General features: G+C 69.4%; 20 protein-coding genes. 2 read left to right on the forward strand and 18 right to left on the reverse strand.

Annotation, left to right across the window (positions count from 1 at the left end; all coding sequences use genetic code 11):
• Window positions 1-38: 38 nt before the first annotated feature.
• From ACQEVY_RS13125 to proS, 12 genes are all read right to left on the reverse strand, one after another.
• On the reverse strand, window positions 39-578 hold the full coding sequence (locus ACQEVY_RS13125) for an NUDIX hydrolase (RefSeq protein WP_432948017.1): 540 nt from the start codon (window positions 576-578) through the stop codon (window positions 39-41).
• A complete protein-coding gene (gene lepB / locus ACQEVY_RS13130; protein WP_432948019.1) occupies window positions 568-1,314 on the reverse strand; it encodes a signal peptidase I in 747 nt (248 codons plus the stop codon). The genes ACQEVY_RS13125 and lepB (ACQEVY_RS13130) overlap by 11 nt, the downstream gene beginning before the upstream one ends.
• A gap of 81 nt (window positions 1,315-1,395) precedes the next feature.
• The gene (lepB, locus tag ACQEVY_RS13135; protein ID WP_432948021.1) at window positions 1,396-2,349 is read right to left on the reverse strand and encodes a signal peptidase I; all 954 of its coding nucleotides are present in this window, start codon (window positions 2,347-2,349) and stop codon (window positions 1,396-1,398) included.
• Window positions 2,258-3,319, reverse strand: a complete 1,062-nt coding sequence (gene lepB, locus ACQEVY_RS13140; RefSeq protein WP_328768359.1) for a signal peptidase I — start codon at window positions 3,317-3,319, stop codon at window positions 2,258-2,260. The genes lepB (ACQEVY_RS13135) and lepB (ACQEVY_RS13140) overlap by 92 nt, the downstream gene beginning before the upstream one ends.
• On the reverse strand, window positions 3,312-4,052 hold the full coding sequence (gene lepB / locus ACQEVY_RS13145) for a signal peptidase I (RefSeq protein WP_432948023.1): 741 nt from the start codon (window positions 4,050-4,052) through the stop codon (window positions 3,312-3,314). Before lepB (ACQEVY_RS13145) ends, lepB (ACQEVY_RS13140) begins: the two co-directional genes overlap by 8 nt.
• Window positions 4,053-4,096: 44 nt before the next feature.
• Window positions 4,097-4,447, reverse strand: coding sequence for a 50S ribosomal protein L19 (rplS, locus tag ACQEVY_RS13150; RefSeq protein ID WP_019760519.1), 351 nt, complete (start codon window positions 4,445-4,447; stop codon window positions 4,097-4,099).
• A 134-nt stretch (window positions 4,448-4,581) separates the two neighbouring features.
• Window positions 4,582-5,415, reverse strand: coding sequence for a tRNA (guanosine(37)-N1)-methyltransferase TrmD (gene trmD / locus ACQEVY_RS13155; RefSeq protein WP_432948025.1), 834 nt, complete (start codon window positions 5,413-5,415; stop codon window positions 4,582-4,584).
• Entirely contained in the window at window positions 5,415-5,996 is a 582-nt protein-coding gene (gene rimM / locus ACQEVY_RS13160; RefSeq protein ID WP_432948027.1) for a ribosome maturation factor RimM, read from the reverse strand. Before rimM ends, trmD begins: the two co-directional genes overlap by 1 nt.
• Window positions 5,997-6,100: 104 nt before the next feature.
• Complete coding sequence (locus ACQEVY_RS13165) at window positions 6,101-6,340, reverse strand: RNA-binding protein (protein ID WP_014176063.1); 240 nt, start codon at window positions 6,338-6,340, stop codon at window positions 6,101-6,103.
• Between the two features lie 2 nt (window positions 6,341-6,342).
• Complete coding sequence (gene rpsP / locus ACQEVY_RS13170; RefSeq protein WP_328768364.1) at window positions 6,343-6,771, reverse strand: 30S ribosomal protein S16; 429 nt, start codon at window positions 6,769-6,771, stop codon at window positions 6,343-6,345.
• 226 nt (window positions 6,772-6,997) lie between these two features.
• Window positions 6,998-7,594: a hypothetical protein gene (locus ACQEVY_RS13175; protein WP_432948030.1), complete on the reverse strand. Its 597-nt coding sequence runs from the start codon at window positions 7,592-7,594 to the stop codon at window positions 6,998-7,000.
• 251 nt (window positions 7,595-7,845) lie between these two features.
• On the reverse strand, window positions 7,846-9,261 hold the full coding sequence (proS, locus tag ACQEVY_RS13180) for a proline--tRNA ligase (protein WP_432948032.1): 1,416 nt from the start codon (window positions 9,259-9,261) through the stop codon (window positions 7,846-7,848).
• 233 nt (window positions 9,262-9,494) lie between these two features.
• Between proS and ACQEVY_RS13185 the strand changes: the two genes are divergently transcribed.
• On the forward strand, window positions 9,495-10,361 hold the full coding sequence (locus ACQEVY_RS13185; protein ID WP_432948034.1) for an SAM-dependent methyltransferase: 867 nt from the start codon (window positions 9,495-9,497) through the stop codon (window positions 10,359-10,361).
• An 82-nt stretch (window positions 10,362-10,443) separates the two neighbouring features.
• Here ACQEVY_RS13185 and ffh read toward each other — a convergent pair whose 3' ends face one another.
• The 5 genes from ffh to nsdA all read right to left on the reverse strand — a co-directional run bounded on the left by ffh (window position 10,444) and on the right by nsdA (window position 18,100).
• Window positions 10,444-11,997 carry a signal recognition particle protein gene (ffh, locus tag ACQEVY_RS13190; RefSeq protein WP_432948036.1) on the reverse strand — a complete coding sequence of 518 codons (1,554 nt, stop codon included), beginning with the start codon at window positions 11,995-11,997 and terminating at the stop codon, window positions 10,444-10,446.
• A gap of 140 nt (window positions 11,998-12,137) precedes the next feature.
• A complete protein-coding gene (locus ACQEVY_RS13195; RefSeq protein WP_432948038.1) occupies window positions 12,138-14,612 on the reverse strand; it encodes a [protein-PII] uridylyltransferase in 2,475 nt (824 codons plus the stop codon).
• A gap of 24 nt (window positions 14,613-14,636) precedes the next feature.
• Entirely contained in the window at window positions 14,637-14,975 is a 339-nt protein-coding gene (locus ACQEVY_RS13200) for a P-II family nitrogen regulator (RefSeq protein ID WP_165263595.1), read from the reverse strand.
• Window positions 14,972-16,303, reverse strand: a complete 1,332-nt coding sequence (locus ACQEVY_RS13205; protein WP_432948040.1) for an ammonium transporter — start codon at window positions 16,301-16,303, stop codon at window positions 14,972-14,974. Before ACQEVY_RS13205 ends, ACQEVY_RS13200 begins: the two co-directional genes overlap by 4 nt.
• Window positions 16,304-16,615: 312 nt before the next feature.
• Entirely contained in the window at window positions 16,616-18,100 is a 1,485-nt protein-coding gene (gene nsdA, locus ACQEVY_RS13210) for a transcriptional repressor NsdA (protein ID WP_432955197.1), read from the reverse strand.
• Between the two features lie 439 nt (window positions 18,101-18,539).
• Between nsdA and ACQEVY_RS13215 the strand changes: the two genes are divergently transcribed.
• Complete coding sequence (locus ACQEVY_RS13215; RefSeq protein ID WP_432948042.1) at window positions 18,540-19,208, forward strand: bifunctional DNA primase/polymerase; 669 nt, start codon at window positions 18,540-18,542, stop codon at window positions 19,206-19,208.
• An 81-nt stretch (window positions 19,209-19,289) separates the two neighbouring features.
• Here ACQEVY_RS13215 and ftsY read toward each other — a convergent pair whose 3' ends face one another.
• Window positions 19,290-20,486, reverse strand: coding sequence for a signal recognition particle-docking protein FtsY (gene ftsY, locus ACQEVY_RS13220; protein WP_432948044.1), 1,197 nt, complete (start codon window positions 20,484-20,486; stop codon window positions 19,290-19,292).
• Between the last annotated feature and the right edge of the window lie 75 nt (window positions 20,487-20,561).

Below are 20,561 nucleotides of genomic sequence, written 5' to 3' on the forward strand. Positions count from 1 at the left end.
CCGTGCGTCCCCCTATTGTGCGCCAGCCCCGCGAGCCCCTAGACGATTTCGGTGTCCAGGATCTCGGGCTTGGCCGGAGGACCCTCGTCGAGCAGCCTGCTCAGCAGCCCGGCGAGTCTGGTCGGATACACCGTCTCATGTGCCTGGAGTAGTTCCTGGCACGTCCACCAGCGTGCTCCTGCGACACTGCGCCGTTCCAGCTCGGTCAGGCCGAGGGCCTCGGTGACCGTCTGAGACGTACGGGCCAGGAAATACCATTCGTCCTGGTCCCAGCGGCGTCCCGCGAACGGGAACGAGCATGTCCGCCGCCAGAGCACCGGACCGAGCTCGACGTCGGTGATGCCGGTCTCTTCCGCGAGTTCCCGCAATGCGGCTTCTTCGCGCGTCTCCTCGCCTTCCACGCCGCCGCCCGGGGTGAACCACCAGTCGTCCGACGGATCCTCGGGCTCGTGGCCGTGCAGCAGCAGGATGCGGTCCCGCGGGTCGAGAAGCACCACCCGCGCGACCTTCCGCAGCTCACCGAGTCCCTCCCGCCCCTTGGGAGGCTCACCGAGATCCTGAGGCGCGTCAGCCGGCAAGGACCTGCTCCTTGGCCGGCGTAGCGCTCCGCCGCTGCGCCGCCCGCTTGGCGAGCGGCCCGTACGCGGCGCCGCCGAGGACCAGTACCGCGCCCGCCACGATCGCGGCGACGACCAGCCTCAGCGGCCCGGGCTGGGAGATGCCGCCGAGCGTCTCGAATCCGGTGGCTCGGTCCAGCACCCCATCCATGGGCCACACCACCGCGTCGACCCGCGCGTCCACCGAACCGCGCGGCACCGAACCGTTGCCGGCCTCCGTGAGATGGGCGGTCGAGTCGAGGGAGCCGCTGCGCTCGTCACCGAGAAGGAAGAGCCGGCCCTCGGGAACCTTGACCGTCGGGATCTTGTTCGCCCGGGCCTCGGAACCCTTGGCCAGGTACGGTTCGTCGATCTGCTTGCCGTTGACGGTCAGCTTGCCGTCCGTGCAGCAGGCGACCGTGTCGCCGCCGACCGCGACGACCCGCTTGACCATGGGGACGTTGCCCCAGCTGTCCTGCTTGAAGACGACGACGTCGCCACGCTGGACCTCGCTGCCGTCAATCCGCTCGGCGAGGATCCGGTCGCCGACCGCGATGGTGGGCGTCATCGATGCCGTCGGCACGGTGTACGGCTGGTAGACGATGGCGCCCCAGGCGAATCCTCCGAGGAAGAGCACACAGCCGAGGGCCACGGCCAGGTTCGACAGCTTGCTGCCGAGCCGTCCGTGGCCCTCGTCCGTACGACGTGTCTGGCTCATCCCAGTGCTCCCCCAACTCGGAGAATCGACCCCGGAGCCCTGGTTCCGGCTCTCGGAAGATCGGCGATCTGGGACGGCACCCTACCTGGCGGTAGCGCGCCCAGAAACCCTGGCGCTTTCGACGCTGATCCGGCGCCTGCGCCACAACACGAGGGGCACCGCGCCCGCGAGGCCGAGCGCGCCCGGAGCCGCGGCGCTGAGTCCCTGGTCGAAGGTTTCCGGCACCGGAAGCGTGGACCAGCGGGTCGGCGGCCAGGCGACCACGATGGCGCGGCCCACGACGTTGTCCACGGGGACGAAGCCCTTGTTGTCGTCCTGCTGGTGGTAGCGGGAGTCCAGCGAATTCTGCCGGTGGTCACCCATGACCCAGATTTTGCCCGTGGGTACCGTCTTCTTGAACTGGCCGCCCGAGTCGTCGACGCTGCACGGCGTGTTCCCGGGGTAGACGTAAGGCTCGTCCAGTTCCTTGCCGTTGACCTTCAGCGGCCCGGTGCCCTTGCACTCGATGGTGTCTCCGGCGACCGCGACGACCCGCTTGATGAGGTCCTTCTCGTCGGCGGACGGCATCAGGCCGATCCAGCTGAGGGCGGTCTGAATCGCGTTCGGGTTGGGGGCAGGCTCGCCCGCCAGCCAGCCGTCGGGGTCGTTGAAGACGACGACCTCGCCGCGCTCCGGCTCGGAGCCGAACCACGGGGTGAGCTTGTCGACCAGGACGCGGTCACCCTGCTGAAGGGTGTTCTGCATCGAGTCCGAGGGGATCGAGAACGCCTGCACCAGGAAGGTCTTGATCAGCAGCGCGAGGACCAATGCGATACCGATGAGGAGCGGGAGTTCCTTCCAGAAGGACCGCTGCTTCTTCGGCTTGGGAGCGTCCCCGTCGCCCTGATCGTGCCCGTCATCGCCGTCTCCGGCTCCGGAGTCACCTCCGGAGGGCACGACATGCTCAGTGGCCGGGGGAGCCGTCGTCTCGGGTCGCTCCGGTTTGTCCTCCGGACCCTCGTGTCCGGACCGTGCTCCGACCGCCAAATCCCCCACATCCACTCCTCACTCCGTGCCACCGACTGCGCCCGATGCGGCGCAGGCCCACCACTCCCATAACGAGCGGGAGTTCCGCAGGGCTCGGGAGCGGGATCAATCCATATCGATCCGCATTGGCCACCCTATGCGACGCGCCGAGGGCGGTGGTCGATCCGCCTGGCGCGTCGGGCACGGACGCATAGGTCTCCGGTTCGTCCAGGCCTCGCCAGTGGCCGATGGGCCAGGCGATGACCATGGCACGGCCGACGACCTCCTCTTCGGAAACGGTGCCGTTATAGGCCTCGTTGCGGTGGAAACGGGAGTCGGCGGAGTTCTCCCGGTGGTCGCCCATGACCCACAGACGGCCCGTGGGCACCTTCACCTCGAACCGGAAGGAGGAGGGTTTGTTGCCGGGATGGATGTAAGCCTCATTGATGGGCATGCCGTTGACGGTGACGCGGCCCTGGGCGTCGCAGCACTTGACGGTGTCGCCACCGACCGCGACGACCCGCTTGATCAGGTCCCGTTCGTTCTCGGAGGGCAGCAGGCCGATGAAGGTCAGCACCTGCTTGACCTGCTTGACGACGATGGGGTCGTCCTGCTTCGGGATCGGCTGCTCGTCCTCGAGCCATCCCCCGGGGTCCTTGAAGACGACGACGTCGCCACGGGTGGGCTTGGAGCCGAACCACGGGGTGAGCTTGTCGACCAAGACGCGGTCGCCGATCCGGATGGTCTGCTCCATGGAGCCCGACGGGATCACGAAGGCCTGGACGAGGAACGTCTTCAGGACGAGAGCTATGAGCAGGGCGACACCTATGAGGAGCGGAATCTCCTTGATCGCCGAGCGCTGCCTTCGCCGCTTGACCTTGCGGGCGAGCTTGCGCCGCTCGGCCCGGCCGGGGCCCACGCGGCCGCTCGTCGGCCGGTATCCGGTGGGCAGTCGGGTGTCGACGCGGTGGCTTCCGCGCGGTCGTCCTCGGTTACCCATACGCACCGACCGTGGTGTTCAGCTCGTTCGCCTCCGGGTCGGGCACGCGCGCGTAGATGTCGGCGGGGTTCAGGCGGGTCCAGTGGTCCGTGGGCCAGGCGATCCAGTCGGCTCTGCCGATCACATCGGTTACGGGGACCATGCCGCCGCCCGGTGAGCCCAGATGGTCGCGGGAGTCGCTGGAGTCGCCGCGGTGGTCTCCGAGGACGAACAGGGTGCCGTCCGGCACAACGACGTCGAAGGGCGCCTCGGACGGCTTGTTCCCCGGGTACAGAAACGTCGATTCGTCGACCGACCGGCCGTTCACCTCGATCCTCCCCTGCCTGTCGCAGCAGACCACATGGTCTCCCCCCACACCGACGACTCGTTTGATGTAGTCGGCGGCACCGAAATGGCCCGTGCCGTCGAACACGACGACATCGCCGCGGTTCGGCTCGGCACCAAAACGGTACGCCAACTTATTTACGAGAACGCGGTCCCCGATCCTCAATCCTGGCTCCATCGAACCACTGGGAATTTGGAACGGCTGCATCACAAACCGACTCAAAAGCAGCAGAAAAACCAAGCAGGCGAGCACTGTGAGACTGATGCGACCACCGGGAAGCCAGTCGGCTGTCCGGGACACCAACGAGAAACGCGACCGTCCTTCCGTCCCCTCTGTGGCCGAGATCTCCTCGGCTTCGGTGGGGCGGGAGGAGCGGTCGCGCTCCGTCGACTGTGCTTCGGCGTCCATCGGGCCAGATGCTATCCGGACCCGATGTGAACCCCGGCGCGAGCTCAGCTCTCGCGCTTCTCCTTGATCTTCGCGGCCTTGCCGCGCAGGTCGCGCAGGTAGTACAGCTTCGCGCGACGGACGTCACCGCGGGTGACGAGCTCGATCTTCTCGACGATCGGGGTGTGCACCGGGAAGGTGCGCTCGACGCCGACGGAGAACGAGACCTTGCGGACCGTGAAGGTCTCACGGACACCGGCGCCCTGGCGACGGATGACTACGCCCTTGAACTGCTGCACACGGGAGCGGTTGCCCTCGATGACGCGCACGTGGACGTTGACCGTGTCGCCCGGGCGAAAGGCCGGGACGTCGCTGCGCAGCGACGCGGCGTCGACGGAGTCGAGCAGGTGAGACATGATCGTCTGCTTTCTTCGCTGATGCCACAGGTCATCAACGGGAACTAGGTTTCCAGGAGGTGGGCTGCCGTGTCGGGGCGGGCGTCGTATCCCCCTGTGGCAGGGGCGCACGCTGGACGACGTACAGCAGCGGTCTATTCTTCCACGCCCTCTGGCCTGCGCCAAAATCGGCCGTAGGGCTTCCCCTCCGGATCCGGCGCCCAGCCCAGGATGGAGAGCATTTCGCGGTCCTTCTTGTCGAAGACCGAGGGGTCGCAGTGCTCGATGAGGTCCGGCCGGTTGGCTGCCGTACGCCGCAGGGCCTCGTCGCGGCGCCAGCGGGCGATCTTCCCGTGGTGGCCGCTGAGCAGGACGTCCGGGATGCCTCGGCCGCGCCACTGGGGTGGCTTCGTGTAAACGGGCCCCTCCAGGAGGCTCGCCATGGCGCCGGGTGCGAAGGAGTCGTCCCTGTGTGACTCGGCATTGCCCAGGACTCCGGGCAGCAGCCGGGCCACGGCCTCCGTGATCACGAGTACGGCCGCCTCGCCGCCGGCCAGGACGTAGTCGCCGATGGACACCTCGTGGACGGGCATCCGGGTCGCGTACTCGTCGATGACGCGGCGGTCGATGCCCTCGTAGCGGGCCGGCGCGAAGAGCAGCCAGGGGCGCTCCGAGAGCTCGACGGCGAGTTCCTGGGTGAAGGGCCGTCCGCTGGGCGTGGGGACGACCAGGGCGGGCTCGTGCGAGCCGGTCTCGTAGCCGTCCGCGAACACGGAGTCCAGGGCGTCGCCCCAGGGTTCGGTCTTCATGACCATGCCGGGGCCGCCGCCGTAGGGGGTGTCGTCGACGGTGCTGTGCCGGTCGTACGTCCACCGCCGCAGATCATGGACGTGCACATTCAGCTGTCCACGCGCGCGTGCCTTGCCGACGAGGGAGACGTTCAGGGGCTCCAGGTACTCGGGGAAGATCGTGACGACGTCGAGCCGCATTACGCCTCTTCTCCGGAGGGCGCGTTTTCGGAGGGCGCGTTTTCGGCATCCCTGGAGGAGACGATTTCGGCCTGGTCGTCGATCAGCCCCGGCGGCGGGTCGATGACCGCCCGCTGCTCCTCCAGGTCGATCTCCACGACGATCTCCGCGACGAAAGGGATCAACGCCTCGCTGCCGTCGGGCCGTTCCACCACGAAGAGGTCCTGCGAAGGCAGATGCGAGATCTCCGTGATACGTCCGACCTCGGCGCCGTCCTTCGTGACGACGTCCAGGTCCATCAGCTGGTGGTCGTAGTACTCGTCCGGCTCCTCGGGCATCTCGTCCGGGTCGACCTCGGCGATCAGCAGGGTGTTGCGCAGTGCCTCGGCGGCGGTCCGGTCGCGTACGCCCTCGAAGCGCAGCAGCAGCCGACCGCTGTGCACACGGCCCGTCTCGATGGTCAGCGGACCGGCCGAGGCGGGCTCCGTGGCCAGTACGGCGCCGGGCGCGAGGCGCAGCTCCGGCTCGTCGGTGCGTACCTCGACGGTGACCTCGCCCTTGATGCCGTGGGCGCGGCCTACGCGAGCGACTACCAGCTGCACTGTGTTCGGTCTCCTGTCGTGTGCCTACGGCACTACTCGTAGACGACTGCGGGCCGGGGACGGCCCAGTGGCCCTCCCCGGCCCGAGCCGGTGTTGCTTGTACGTCAGCGAACCTGGTCCACGTCGACGAGGTCGACGCGGACTCCACGGCCGCCGATGGCGCCCACGACGGTGCGCAGGGCGCGCGCGGTGCGGCCGTTGCGCCCGATCACCTTGCCGAGGTCGTCGGGGTGCACCCGGACTTCGAGGACCCGTCCGCGGCGCAGGTTGCGCGAGGCGACCTGGACATCGTCGGGGTTGTCCACGATGCCCTTCACGAGGTGCTCGAGAGCCTCCTCGAGCATGCTCAGGCCTCGGTCGACTCAGAGGAAGAAGACTCGGCCTTGGCCTCGTCCTTCTTCTCAGCCTTCTTCTTCGGGGTGATGGCCTCACCCTTGCCCTCGTCGTCGCCGCCAAGGGCCTCGAACGACGGACGGGCGGCCTTCTCGGCCGGCTGCAGCAGCGGCGGCGGGGCGGGCTCGCCCTTGTACTTCTGCCAGTCGCCGGTCTTCTTCAGGATGGCGAGAACGGGCTCGGTCGGCTGGGCGCCGACAGAGAGCCAGTACTGCGCGCGCTCCGAGTCCACCTCGATACGCGAGGGGTTCTGTACCGGGTGGTACAGGCCGATCTCCTCGATGGCCCGGCCGTCACGGCGGGTACGGGAGTCGGCGACGACGATGCGGTAGTGAGGCGAACGGATCTTGCCCAGTCGCTTCAGCTTGATCTTGACTGCCACGGAAGTGGTGTCTCCTGGTCTTGACGTGGTTGGGCACGGCGAGATTGCCGCGTGGGGTTGCGGTACCCGAGTGCCCGATGGACGCGTCAGCCGGAGGAGAGAGGGGTCCTGTGCGGCTGTCGAGTACAGCCAGCCATTCTGCCATACGTGGACGGGCATGCCGAACCGGGGCCGTGGCCGTCACCAGGACGGCCACGGGCGTCACCGGCCCCGCCCGCGGCGCCGCTCAGCCCGCTGCGGCGCCGACCACCTCGGGGATGCGGAACGGCTTCCCGCAGCCGCCGCAGACGATGGGTGCTTGGGCGAGGACCGACGGGACGACGCGGACATTACGCCCGCAGTCGCAGACCGCCTTGACCCGGACACCGCCTCCGGAGGAGCCATGCCTTGCGGCCGGGCCCCGGAAGCTGCGGGCCGTGTCGGCGGCGGTCGCGACTGTGTGCGCCTTGAGGGCGCGGGTCAGCCGCTCGATCGTCGGGCGGTAGCGCCGCTTTGCCTCGGGGCTGAGCGTGACCAGCGAGAAGCCACTGCTGGGATGCGGCTCCTCGGGGTGGTCGAGGCCCAACTCCTCGGCGATCGCCAGGAATCTGCGGTTGTGGTATCGGCCGGCGCGCGAGGTGTCTCGGACTCCTCGGGCGGCGGCGATGCCGTGGACTGCTTCGTGAAGCAGTCGTTCGAAGGAGAGCTCGTGTCCGCAGGCGGACGACGATTCTCCGATCAGGGACTCGGGCGCGGCAAGATCCGGCAGTTCGGGGTGGTGCCGCTGAATGTCGGCCCACGCCCCTGCCAGCTCTGCGGCGAGAACAGGTGGTGTCGTGCTCACGTCGTGACAACGAGCCTGAGTGCCCGTGTGTTCCTATTCCGGGGCATCCCAAATAAATTGCACGTACCCGTCAGTTGCCGCTGATACGTCCGGACGAGGGCGGGTGCGCTGATCTGCGGAGAAGCCTCACAGCTCATACCAAGCCGGTACGTAGTTATGCGTACGCCCCGGCAAGTAGACGATGTCCGCGCACCCGGGCACCTGAAGTCATCAGTTGCGCAAGGGGGCGTTTCAGCCGCTCTCGTCAAGCCTCAGTAGGCGCGCGCGACAACGGCGACGTTACCTGGTGCGTCCTCCGACTCGGGAACCGACCCGTCCTCCGCGACCAGGCACCGTACGGTCACCGCATGCTCCGCCAGCTTGGCCTCGCCTTCCGCGCCGAGAACGGCCCACTGGATCCGCGCCCAGCCGCCCGACGTGGCCGCCTCGACGGCCTCCTCGATCGTCGACACCTCAGCCGTACGGGACTCACGGCGCTCCCGCGACTGCCGCAGAAGCAGCGCCTGGTCGTCCTCCAGGGCGGCGGGAAGCAGGCCAGGAATCGCGTCGATCGCAACCGGCTCCTTGTTGCCGGGAATGCGCCGGGCCAGCATCGCGGTGCCGTTCTCCAGGTCACGGGGGCCGACCTCGATGCGTACGGGTACGCCCTTGAGCTCCCAGTCCACGACTCGGCGGCCGAACGGCAGGTCCGTGCGGTCGTCCACCTGGACGCGTACACCCACCGCCTTCAGCCGGTCGCCCAACTCCCGGACCTTGGCCAGAACCGCGTCATCGCCCTTCACGGCGAGCACGACGGCCTGGACGGCAGCGAGACGGGGTGGGACCCGGAGACCGTCGTCGTCGCCGTGCATCATCACCAGGGCGCCGATCATGCGGGTCGTCGATCCCCAGGAGGTCTGCCAGACCAGTTCCTGCTCGCCTTCTCTCGAAAGGAAGCGGGTGTTGAACGCCTTCGCGAAGTTCTGGCCGAGTTCATGGCTGGTGCCCAACTGGAGGGCCTTGCCGTCGCCCATCATGCCCTCGAGCGTGAGGGTGTTGATGGCGCCCGCGAAACGCTCCCTGGTGGTCTTGCGGCCCAGGACGACATCCATCGCGAGGGTGTTCTCCATGAAGTCCGCGTAGACATGGCGCTGGATGCGGGCCGCGAAATCACGCGCCTCCTCGTACGTGGCGTGCGCGGTGTGCCCCTCCTGCCACAGGAACTCGGTGGTCCGCAGGAAGAGGCGCGGACGCAGCTCCCAGCGCACCACGTTGCCCCACTGGTTGATCAGCAGCGGCAGGTCGCGGTAGCTCTGCACCCATTTCGAGAAGGAAGCGTTGATGATCATCTCTGAGGTGGGGCGGACGACGGCGGGCTCCTCGAGCTCCTTGCCGCCTCCATGGGTGACGACGGCCAGCTCGGGAGCGAAGCCCTCGACGTGATCGGCCTCCCTGGAGAGGTACGACTGCGGGATCAGGAGCGGGAAGTACGCGTTCTGGGTGCCCGTCTCCTTGATGCGGGCGTCCATGTCCTGCTGCATCCGCTCCCACAGCCCGTACCCGTACGGTCGGATCACCATGGTGCCGCGCACCGGACCGTTGTCGGCCAGCTCGGCCTTGGTGATCAGATCCTGGTACCAGCGCGGAAAATCGTCCGCCTGGCGAGTGAGAACAGGTGCCTTTGCCATGGCGCGAAGAGTACGGCGGCCACTGTCCCGATCGTCACCGAATTATTCCTCCGCACGCCAATCGGCCAGGGCGCATTGAGGCGCATACGGGTGGCACTCAAGCAGACGGCCTCAACCCCTGGACGCCACGGCGAGCGCGGAGTTTCCTGGCATACGGGGGGAGTGCGGAGCGCACTGCACGGGGGCAATGGAAACGGGGCACAGTAGCAACTCTCGGTGGATTGGGGCGCTTTATGACACCTACGCTCGTGCGGCAGCACCTGCCTCACGCTGGACCCACGTCCCGTGTGGACCCGTGCTCACGCGCGCGTGACTGGGCCGAGATCCAGGAACGGATGCTCGTCCCGCTCTACGAAGCCGTCTACGAACGACTCGAAGTAGGCCCCTCGACCCGCCTGCTCGGCCTCGGTTGCGGTTCCGGCCTCGCCCTCCTGATGGCGGCCTCACGGGGCGCCACGGTCACCGGTGTCGACGCGTGCACACCCGAACGGCTGGCCCTCGCGCGGGAACGCCTGCTGCCCGAAGCGTGGGGCACGCGCGCGCGTGCAGGCGCACGAGACGTACGGCTTGTCGACGGGCCCCCTGGGGAGGCCGAAAACGCGGATGCGCCCGCGTACAACCTGGTGACCGCCTTCGAACCGATCGGCTGCACGGCCGGCGACTCCGAAGGTCTCGGTGAACTCCTGAAGGCCGCGACACCGCTCGCCGCCCGCGGCACCCCGGTGATCCTCGTCGGCTGGGGCCCGCCGGAACGCTGCACCACCTCGTCCGTGCTGCGGGTCGCCACCAAACTGGCGGACCCCCTGCGCAGCCCGGGCAGCTGGCGCCCGGCTCGCCGCGACGACCTGGAGGAGGTCGCCCAGCGCGCCGGCCTGCGGCCCGACGGTTCCGGACGCGTGGCCTGCCCCTTCGGGTACGCCGACATGGACAACGCCGTACGCGGGCTGCTGTCGACCGGCCTCTTCGACGCGGCCGCCGCCGCGACCGACCAGGCCCAGGTCGACAAGGAGCTGACGGAAGCACTCCATGCTCATCAGCGGCACGACGGCACGGTGTGGATGCCGAATGTGTTCCGGTACCTGATCGCGCGCACGCCGTAGCGCAGATACGTCGCTGGGGGCGCCCTCCCGAAGAAGGGCGCCCCCAGCGACGTACGAGCGAATAGCGGGCGGGACTAACCCGTCAGCGCATGAACTTCTTGAACTCGTCGGGCAGTTCGAAGTCCTGCGGCTGCTGGCCGCCCGGCAGGCCCAAGGCGCCGCCGGCCTGGCTGGCGGCCTCGCGGCGGGCGGCGGCCTCCTGCTCCTGCTGCTTGCGCTTCATCGGGTTACCGGAACGCTGCTTGCCCTTGGCCTTCTTGGGCGCCTTCTTCGTCCGGCCGGCGCCGCCACCCGAGCCCGGCATCCCGGGCATACCCGGCATACCGCCGCCCTGGGCCATGCGGGACATCATCTTGCGCGCCTCGAAGAACCGCTCGACCAGGCCCTTGACCGCGCTGACCTCGACACCGGAACCCTTGGCGATACGGGCGCGCCGCGAGCCGTTGATGATCGTCGGCTCCTGGCGTTCGGCCGGAGTCATCGACTTGATGATCGCGGCCGTACGGTCGACGTCGCGCTCGTCAAGGTTGTTGATCTGGTCCTTGATCTGGCCCATGCCCGGGAGCATGCCGAGCAGCTTGGAGATGGAGCCCATCTTCCTGACCTGCTCCATCTGCTCCAGGAAGTCGTCGAGCGTGAAGTCCTTGCCCTTGCTGGAGGCCAGTTTCGAGGCCATCTTCTCGGCCTCTTGCTGCGAGAAGGTCTGCTCGGCCTTCTCGATCAGCGTGAGCATGTCGCCCATGCCGAGAATGCGGGACGCCATGCGGTCCGGGTGGAACGCGTCGAAGTCGTCCAGCTTCTCGCCGTTCGAGGCGAACATGATCTGGCGGCCGGTGACATGCGCGATCGACAGCGCCGCACCACCGCGGGCGTCACCGTCGAGCTTCGACAGGACCACGCCGTCGAAGCCGACGCCGTCCCGGAAGGCCTCCGCGGTGTTCACCGCGTCCTGGCCGATCATCGCGTCCACGACGAAGAGGACCTCGTCCGGCGAGACCGCGTCACGGATGTCCGCGGCCTGCTGCATCATCTCGGTGTCGATACCGAGGCGGCCGGCGGTGTCGACGATGACGACGTCGTGCAGCTTCTGCTTCGCGTACTCGATGGAGTCCTTGGCGACCTGGACCGGGTCGCCCACGCCGTTGCCCGGCTCGGGCGCGAAGATGCCGACGCCCGCGCGCTCGGCGACGACGCTCAGCTGGTTCACGGCGTTCGGGCGCTGGAGGTCGCAGGCGACGAGCACGGGGGCGTGGCCCTGGCTCTGGAGCCACTTGCCGAGCTTTCCGGCGAGGGTCGTCTTACCGGCACCCTGCAGACCCGCGAGCATGATCACGGTGGGCGGCTGCTTGGCGAAGCGCAGGCGGCGGGTCTCGCCGCCGAGGATGCCGACGAGCTCCTCGTTGACGATCTTGATGACCTGCTGGGCCGGGTTGAGGGCCTGGGAGACCTCGGCCCCGGCTGCCCTTTCCTTGACCTGCTTGATGAAGGCGCGCACCACCGGGAGCGCGACGTCCGCCTCCAGCAGGGCGATACGGATCTCGCGTGCCGTGGCGTCGATATCCGCCTCGCTCAGCCTGCCTTTCCCTCGGAGGGATTTGAAGGTGGCTGCAAGGCGATCGGAGAGAGTATCGAACACGGCGGCGTCGGTCCTCGCATCGGTGACGGGTATGGGTCGCCCTCCAGGGTATCTGGCCCGGCAAGCGAATCGTCCCTGCCCGCTGCAGTCAGCGGGCAGGGACGGAAACCCCGGTAAAACGCACCCCCTAGGTCACGCCCTCACTCCCGCAACGTCTCCTCCAGCGACCGAGCCACCGAAGCCGCCTCCTCGCCCGGCAAGGGCGCCCCTTCGGGACCCGTCACGTAGAAGGCGTCCACCGCGTTCGCGCCCAGCGTGCTGACGTGGGCGCTGCGCACGCGGACATTCGCGTCCTCCAGGGCCCGCCCGATGCGGTGCAGCAGCCCAGGCGCGTCATGGGCCCGTACCTCTATCACCGTGGCCCGCCGCGAGCCGACCGAGGCGACCGTCACCCGCGGCGGCGGCGCGATGATCCCCCGGCGCCGGGGATACGCGGCGTCCCGTTCGGCGAGCCGCCCCGCGATGTCCAGGGAGCCGTCGAGTGCGCGGACGAGGTCGGCGCGGAGCCGGGCGGCCTGCGGGAGCGAGCCGTACTCGGCGGCGACGCGCCAGTCGAGGAGCAGCACCGAGCCGTCGGAGCCCGGGGAGCCCTCGGAGTCCTGGACGGAGTCCGGCAGATCCAGCGCGCGCAGTTCCGCCGTACGCACGGTGAGCCGGTGCATCGCGAGCACTCCGGCCACGGCGGGCAGCACCCCGGGCTGGTCCGGCACCGCGATGAGCAGCTCCACGCCGAGGGGTTCGGGCTCGCCCGAGGGGTCCTCGGCCGGTGGCTCGGTCTGGGCGCGCAGGGACAGTACGGGGCTGCCGGTGCGGAACGCCTCGATGGCGAGCCGCTCCTGCTCGGCCGTGGGCGCGGCGCTCTCCGGCTCCTCCGGAGCGTCCCCGGCGAGTACGGCCGAGACGCGTTTGACCAGGTCGGCGACCAGGGAAGCGCGCCACGAGGACCAGGCGGCGGGCCCGGTGGCCAGCGCGTCCGCCTCGGTGAGGGCGTGCAGCAGTTCCAGCGTGCCCTGTGAGCCGACCGCGTCGGCGACCGAGCGCACGGTGGCCGGGTCTTCGAGGTCGCGCCGGGTGGCCGTATCGATGAGCAGCAGGTGGTGGCGTACCAGGGTGGAGAGCACGGCCACGTCATCGCGGTCGAAGCCGATCCGGGCGGCCACGTCGCGCGCGATGATCTCGCCGGCGACGGAGTGGTCGCCGGGCCAGCCCTTGCCGATGTCGTGCAGCAGCGCGGAGACCAGGAGGAGGTCGGGGCGGCCGACGCGGCGGGTCAGCTCGGAGGCCTGGACCGCGGTCTCGATGAGGTGCCGGTCCACGGTCCAGATGTGCACGGCGTTGCGCTGCGGACGGCAGCGTACGCGCTCCCAGTCGGGCAGCAGCTGGGTGATCAGGCCCTCCGCCTCCAGCGCCTCCCAGACATCGACGGTGGGGCGCCCGGAGCCGAGCAGGGTGACGAGTTGTTCGCGGGCCTCGGCGGGCCAAGGCGTGGGGAGCGGGCGGGCCGCGGCGGCCATCCGGCGGACGGCGTGCAGCGAGAGCGGCAGCCCGGACTGGGCGGCCGCGGCGGCGGCGCGCAGCGGCAGCACTAGGTCGCGGTCGGGGCGGGCAGCGCGGGCGAGGACGACCTCGCCGTCCTGCTCGACGACGCCCTCGGCCAGCGGGGACCGCTCGGGGGCGGGCTTGCCGCCGCCCAACATGGCGCGCAGGCGCGGGCGTACAGCGCGTGACTTGAGTACGCGCCCCACTTCACGCCAAGTGACGTCACTGGCGTACGAGATGACGCGGGCAGCCTCGTACACCTGGCGCAGCAGGGTGTCGGCGTCCAGCAGGCCGAGTTCGGCGGCGACCTGGTCCTGCTCCTGGAGCGAGAGCCGGTCGGTGGCGCGGCCGGTGGCGAGGTGCAGGGCGTCGCGGACGTCGAGTATCCGCTTGCGCGCGTCGGCGAGGCCCTCGCGCGGGGCGTCCGCGAGCCAGGAGGCGGCGACGGCGCGCAGGGCGGTGGCGTCGCGGAGTCCGCCGCGCGCTTCCTTGAGGTCGGGTTCGAGGAGGTACTGCAACTCGCCCTGGCGCTCGGCCCGTTCGGCGCACAGCTCCTGGAGTTCGGGGAGGCGTTTGGGCGCCTGGTTGCGCCAGTCGGCGAGGACGGCCGTACGCAGTCCGGCGGTCAGGCCGAGGTCGCCGGCGAGATGGCGGGCGTCGAGCAGGCCGAGCTGGACCTTCAGGTCGTCGCCCGCGGTCTTGCGCGCCTCGGCGGGCGTACGGACGGAGTGGTCGAGGGCGAGGCCGAGATCCCATACCGGGTACCAGATGCGGTCGGCGAGGGCGGCGACCGCGTCCGCGTCGGCGCTGCCGTCGTGCAGGAGCAGCAGGTCGAGGTCGCTGCGTGGCGAGAGTTCACCGCGGCCGTAGCCGCCGACGGCGACGAGGGAGACGCCGCGCAAGCCTTCGGCTCCGGCGTCGAACAGACCGGTGAGCCAGTCGTCGGTCAGTTCCGCGAGGGCCGCACGGCGCGGCGGCCCGGACCGCGCCCCCTCCTGGAGGAGGCGCAGCCGGGCCGCCGCATAGCCGCTGGGTCCCGAGTCCTCTGCTTCCGTACGTACGTCCGTACTCGTCACCCAGCGACTCCTGTTCTTCTTCTCTTACAGCGCGTCGGGTCCGCGCTCGCCGGTCCGGACCCGGACCGCCGTCTCGACCGGGATGGACCAGACCTTGCCGTCACCGATCTTGCCGGTACGGGCCGCCTTGACGATGACGTCGACCAGCTGTTCGGCGTCGTCGTCCTCGGCCAGCACCTCGATACGGATCTTGGGGACCAGGTCGACGGTGTACTCGGCACCGCGGTAGACCTCGGTGTGTCCCCGCTGACGACCGTAACCGCTGGCCTCGGTGACCGTCAGGCCGTGGACTCCGAAGGCCTGGAGGGCTTCCTTGATCTCGTCGAGCCGGTGAGGCTTGACGACTGCGGTGATGAGCTTCATGCGTCCACCTTCTTGGACTCCGTCGGTGCCGGGGCCGGAGCGGTGCTCCGAGCGGAGCCGCCGCCGGCGCCGCTGAAGTCGTATGCGGTCTCGGCGTGCTCGACCTGGTCGATGCCCGCGACCTCGTCATCCTCGCTGACCCGCATCCCGATCGTCTTGTCGATCAGGAAGGCGAGGACCGCGGAGGCCACGAGGGAGTAGGCGAGGACCGCGAAGACACCGGCGCACTGCTTCCAGAACTGGTCCAGGCCGCCGCCGTAGAAGAGGCCCGCGACGTCGGACTGGCCGCCGCCGGTGGCGAAGAAGCCGATGAGCAGGGAGCCGGCGACACCGCCGACGAGGTGGACGCCGACGACGTCGAGGGAGTCGTCGTAGCCGAGCTTGTACTTCAGGCCGACCGCCATGGCGCACAGCACACCGGCGATGGCACCGACGGCGATCGCGCCGAGCGGGGAGACCGCGCCACCGGCCGGGGTGATCGCGACCAGACCGGCGACCGCGCCGGAGGCGGCACCGAGGGTGGTGAACGCGCCGTGGCGGATCTTCTCGTAGGCGAGCCAGGCGAGTACGGCGGCAGCGGTGGCGACCTGCGTGTTGATGAACATCAGCGCGCCGACGCCGTCATCGTTGCCCAGCCAGGAGCCGGCGTTGAATCCGAACCAGCCGAACCACAGCAGACCGGCGCCGAGCATGACCAGCGGCAGGCTGTGCGGGCGCATCGGGTCCTTCTTGAAGCCGACGCGCTTGCCGATGACCAGGATGACGCCGAGGGCGGCGGCACCGGCGTTGATGTGGACCGCAGTACCACCGGCGAAGTCGATCACACCGAGCTCGAAGGCCCAGCCGCCGGCGCCCCAGACCCAGTGCGCGACCGGGAAGTAGACGAGCGTGGCCCACAGGGCGACGAACAGGGCCCACGCCGTGAACTTCACACGGTCCGCGAGCGCGCCGCTGATCAGGGCGGGCGTGATGATGGCGAACATCAGCTGGAAGACGGCGAAGACGTAGATCGGGATCGTGTAGCCGTCCCAGAGCTGCGTCAGACCGATGCCGCTGAGCCCGACGTAGTCCGACGACCAGCCGATGATGCTGCCGGAGTCGGTGCCGAATGCCATGGAGAAGCCGTACAGCACCCACAGGATGGTGACGATCCCCAGGCTGATGAAGCTCATCATCAGCATGTTGAGGGTGCTCTTGACGCGGACCATGCCTCCGTAGAAGAAGGCCAGGCCCGGTGTCATGAGCATCACCAAGGCAGAACAGATGAGCATGAACCCGGTGTTGGCGGCGGACAGCGATTCCGCGGCCAGGGTGATGGCTGGTGCCATCGGCGTCTCCTCGTCGTTGGTACGGCCCCGTGCGGGGGAAGCCTGAGCGGGCAGAGCGGTGGGCCGGTTATGCGCCATGAGATTGGCGCAGCGCCGTTTCCGTCGAAGCCCCTCGATGTTTCGCCGCCGTGACGAAGACCCCTCGCGTGTTACGCCTTGATGAACTGCCGGATGTGCGCTCGCGCGATCGTTATCGTGGCGCAACCTTCTGGCGAAGGCGGGCAGCCGACCGCGGCCTGCCATCCGATGACCTGGCGTGGGGAGCCGAGTCGGGCGGTAAGGGACGGCGGGCCGCGGCCGGGGCTTTGCGGGTCAGACCGCGTCGGCGGTCTCGGGCAGGTCCAGGGCCAGTTGCTCGGTCAGATCGACCACTTCGGCGAGGTCCCCGAAGTCGCGTACGGCCGTGTCGACGGTCTTTCGAATACGGGTGTTGACCCGCTCGGAGCGGACCTTCTTGGCGACCCTGAGCGCCTTCCTGGTGAGCTCCGCGCCCTGCTCGGGCTCGCGCTGCAGCAGGTGCACCGTGGCCATCCCGATGAGGTTGAGTGCGTACGAACGCTGGTGCTCGGTGTCCTTCGCGAAGAGGTCGACGGCCTTGCGCATCACGGGCTCGGCGAGCGAGGCGTAGGTGGGACTGCGGCCCGCGACATAGGCGAGGTCGCGGTAGGAGTGGGAGTTCTCGGCGTGCAGCTCCGCCTCGTTGAAGAAGCGGATCCAGTCGGGCTCGGGCTCGTCGAAATCCTCGGCGTCTACGAAGGTGTCCTCGGCCATCCGGACGGCACGCTTGCACTTGCCGGGCTGGCCCATATTGGCGTACGCCCGGGCCTCCATCGCATACAGCATGGACTGTGTACGAGGGCTCGCGCAGTCGCGGCCTCCGTACTGTGCGAGATGGATCAGTTCCAGGGCGTCGTCGGGCCGCCCGAGGTGGATCATCTGGCGGCTCATGCTGGACAGGATGTACGAGCCGAGCGGCTTGTCCGAGGCTTCCTTGGCGGCGTGCAGGGCGAGGACGAAGTACTTCTGCGCGGTGGGCTGCAGCCCGACGTCGTAGCTCATCCAGCCCGCCAGCTCGGCCAACTCGGCGGCGACCTTGAACAGGCGCTTGGCGGTGGCCTCGGGCTGGGGTTCCTGGAGGAGGTCCGTCACCTCGTGCAGCTGGCCGACGACGGCCTTGCGGCGCAGGCCACCGCCGCACTGCGCGTCCCACTGCCGGAACATGCCCGTGGTGGTCTCCAGCAGATCGAGCTCGGGCTTGGACAGCCGGCTGGCGCGGCGCACGCCGGACTGGGGCTCGGGTTCTTGGCGGGGGTTCGCGGGGCTGGGCACCAGCCAGCGCTGCATGGGCTCGATCAGTGACGCGCCGGCGGAGAGGGCCAGCGAGGTGCCGAGGAAGCCGCGGCGGGCCAGCATGAGGTCGCTGCGGGAGAACTCGCTGATCAGGGCGACGGTCTGCGGGGCGGTCCACGGCAGGTCGACGCCCGACACGGACGGTGACTGGTGGGCGGAGCGCAGGCCGAGGTCCTCGACGGCGACGACGCAGCCGAAGCGCTCGGAGAACAGCTCGGACAGGATGCGCGGGATCGGCTCGCGCGGGTTCTCCCCGTCCAGCCAGCGACGTACGCGGGAGGTGTCCGTGGAGATGTGGTTGGCGCCCAACTGGCGGGCCCTGCGGTTCACTTGGCGCGCCAGCTCGCCCTTGGACCAGCCGCTGCGCACGAACCAGGAGCCGAGCAGCTCATTGGGGCGCTTGTCAGCGTTCGTGGCGTTCGTCCCGCTTCCGCCGTTGCCGCCCACTGGCACGCCCCCATTTCTGAAACCACTTGTTGCGCTGTGTGCGCCAAGCCCTACCAGATTGCCGGTACATACGGTCGCCCGTCCGGCGGTTCTCACCTGTCGAACGAAGAGCCGACTTGCCTCCGGCATACTCACGAGTGCGAGCGTCCCCAGGAGTCGTGCACACACAGTAATCCTACGATCACCTCCCCGGCCATGGCGGAAGCGGAAACGCCACCATTCGCCACCCCTTCGAATGAACTCACAGTGGCCGGTCCGCGATTCACTTGACACAGGACGGCCAGGAGTGGCGGAACGGAGCACGCCGGGGCGCACGAAGCCAAGCGCACCACCCGCAGCGCTTCCGGGCGCGGCTTGACTCAAGTCGGCGCCGGGAACGCAGGGTTACGCTCCGAATCCGCCACGTAACCATCGGTGCGCTGAACCTGTTGGAGGGGGCATGGGCTTCACGATCGGCGGTAGCCGTGGGATGCGCGAGATCAGGCCCGGCTCACGTCGCCGCGGCCGTACGCCGGAGTGCACCACCGTGGCCGAGTTCACCGGACTGTGGGGCTGGGACGTGGTGCCAGGCGCCCGGGCGGCCGCGGGTTCCTGTTCCTGCGGCCGGGCCGACTGCGCGGCACCCGGCGCACACCCGCTGGACTTCGCCCCCATCATCCCGGCCGGTGCCACCCTCGACCAGGCGACCGAGGCCTGGGCCGACTTCCCCGGCGCCGCCATGATGCTCCCGGTGGGACGCGCCTTCGACGTGATCGAGGTCGCCGAACCCGCCGGACGCCGCGCACTGATCCGTCTCGAACGGATGGGCCTCCCGCTGGGCCCCGTGACGGCGACCCCGGACGGCCGCGCCCACTTCTTCGTCGCCCCCGGCACAGCGGCCGAACTGCCCGAGCTCCTCTACCGCATGGGCTGGGACTGGGACGACGCTAGCCTCGACCTGCACGGCCTCGGCCCCGGTACGTACATCACGGCCCCGCCCTCCGACCGCGCCGGCCTCGGCCCGGTCCGCTGGCTCCGCTCCCCCGCCCTCGACTCGGCGACGAAGCCGCCCGCCGCTCGCCTGCTGCTGGGGACGCTGGCTTACGTGGCGCACCGGTCGCGGGCGTAGCCGCACATAGCGAAGCGCCCGACCCAACTGCACCTTGGGACGGGCGCTTCTCCAACCACATACGGATTTCCGTACCTGGTCTCAGTCTCCGATAAGAGCGTCAACAAAAGCCTCCGGCTCGAACGGCGCCAAGTCGTCCGCGCCCTCCCCCAGGCCGACGAGCTTGACCGGAACCCCCAGCTCACGCTGCACCGCGATGACGATGCCGCCCTTGGCCGTGCCGTCGAGCTTCGTCAGAACGATGCCGGTGATGTCGACGACCTCGGCGAAGACGCGGGCCTGGACGAGGCCGTTCTGACCGGTGGTGGCGTCCAGGACCAGCAGGATCTCGTCGAGCGGCGCCTGCTTCTCGACCACGCGCTTGACCTTGCCGAGCTCGTCCATCAGGCCGGTCTTGGTGTGCAGGCGCCCCGCGGTGTCGATGAGCACGACGTCCGTGCCCATCTCCTTGCCCTCCTTGACCGCGTCGAAGGCCACGGAGGCGGGATCGCCGGCCTCGGGCCCGCGCACGGTGTACGCCCCGACCCGCTCGCCCCAGGTCTGAAGCTGATCGGCGGCGGCGGCACGGAAGGTGTCGGCGGCACCCAGGACAACGGTGCGGCCGTCCGCGACGAGGACGCGGGCAAGCTTGCCGGTGGTGGTGGTCTTGCCGGTGCCGTTGACGCCGACGACCATCACGATGCCGGGCTTGCTGGCCTCGGGCTCCGTCTTCACGGTGCGGTCCATATCGGTGCCGACCAGCTTGAGCAGCTCCTCGCGCAGCAGGCCGCGCAGCTCCTCGGGCGTGCGGGTGCCGAGCACCTTCACACGCTCACGCAGCCCCTCGACCAGCTCCTGGGTGGGCTGCACGCCGACATCGGCCGTGAGCAGCGTGTCCTCGATCTCCTCCCAGGTGTCGTCGTCCAGGTGCTCGCGCGAGAGGAGCGTGAGCAGCCCCTTGCCGAGCGCGTTCTGCGAACGGGAGAGCCGGGCGCGCAGACGCACCAGGCGCCCCGCGGCCGGCTCCGGGATCTCGATCTCGGGTGCGGCCGGACGTTCCTCGACGGCGACGGCCCCCGAGGCGTCCGGAAGATCCACCTCCTCGATCGTGCGGCGCGGTTCCTCGCGCGGCGTCTCGGCCTCGTCGCCGACGTGCGGCTCGGCCGGAGGGGCGGTGATGTCGGGCGTGGTGGGAGGCGGCGGGGGCGGCTGCTTCCGTCGGCGGCTGCCGACGACGAGCCCGCCGAGCGCACCGATCACGACTACGGCGATGACTACAAGAAGGATGACGATTTCCATAACGCCCCCAGTATGCGCGACCCTCCAGCCACCGTCTTTCTCCGCTCACGGACGCGCGCCGCCAGGCTGCGCGAG

The sequence above is a fragment of the Streptomyces sp. CA-288835 genome (genome assembly GCF_050936385.1).
Classification (GTDB): Bacteria; Actinomycetota; Actinomycetes; order Streptomycetales; family Streptomycetaceae; genus Streptomyces.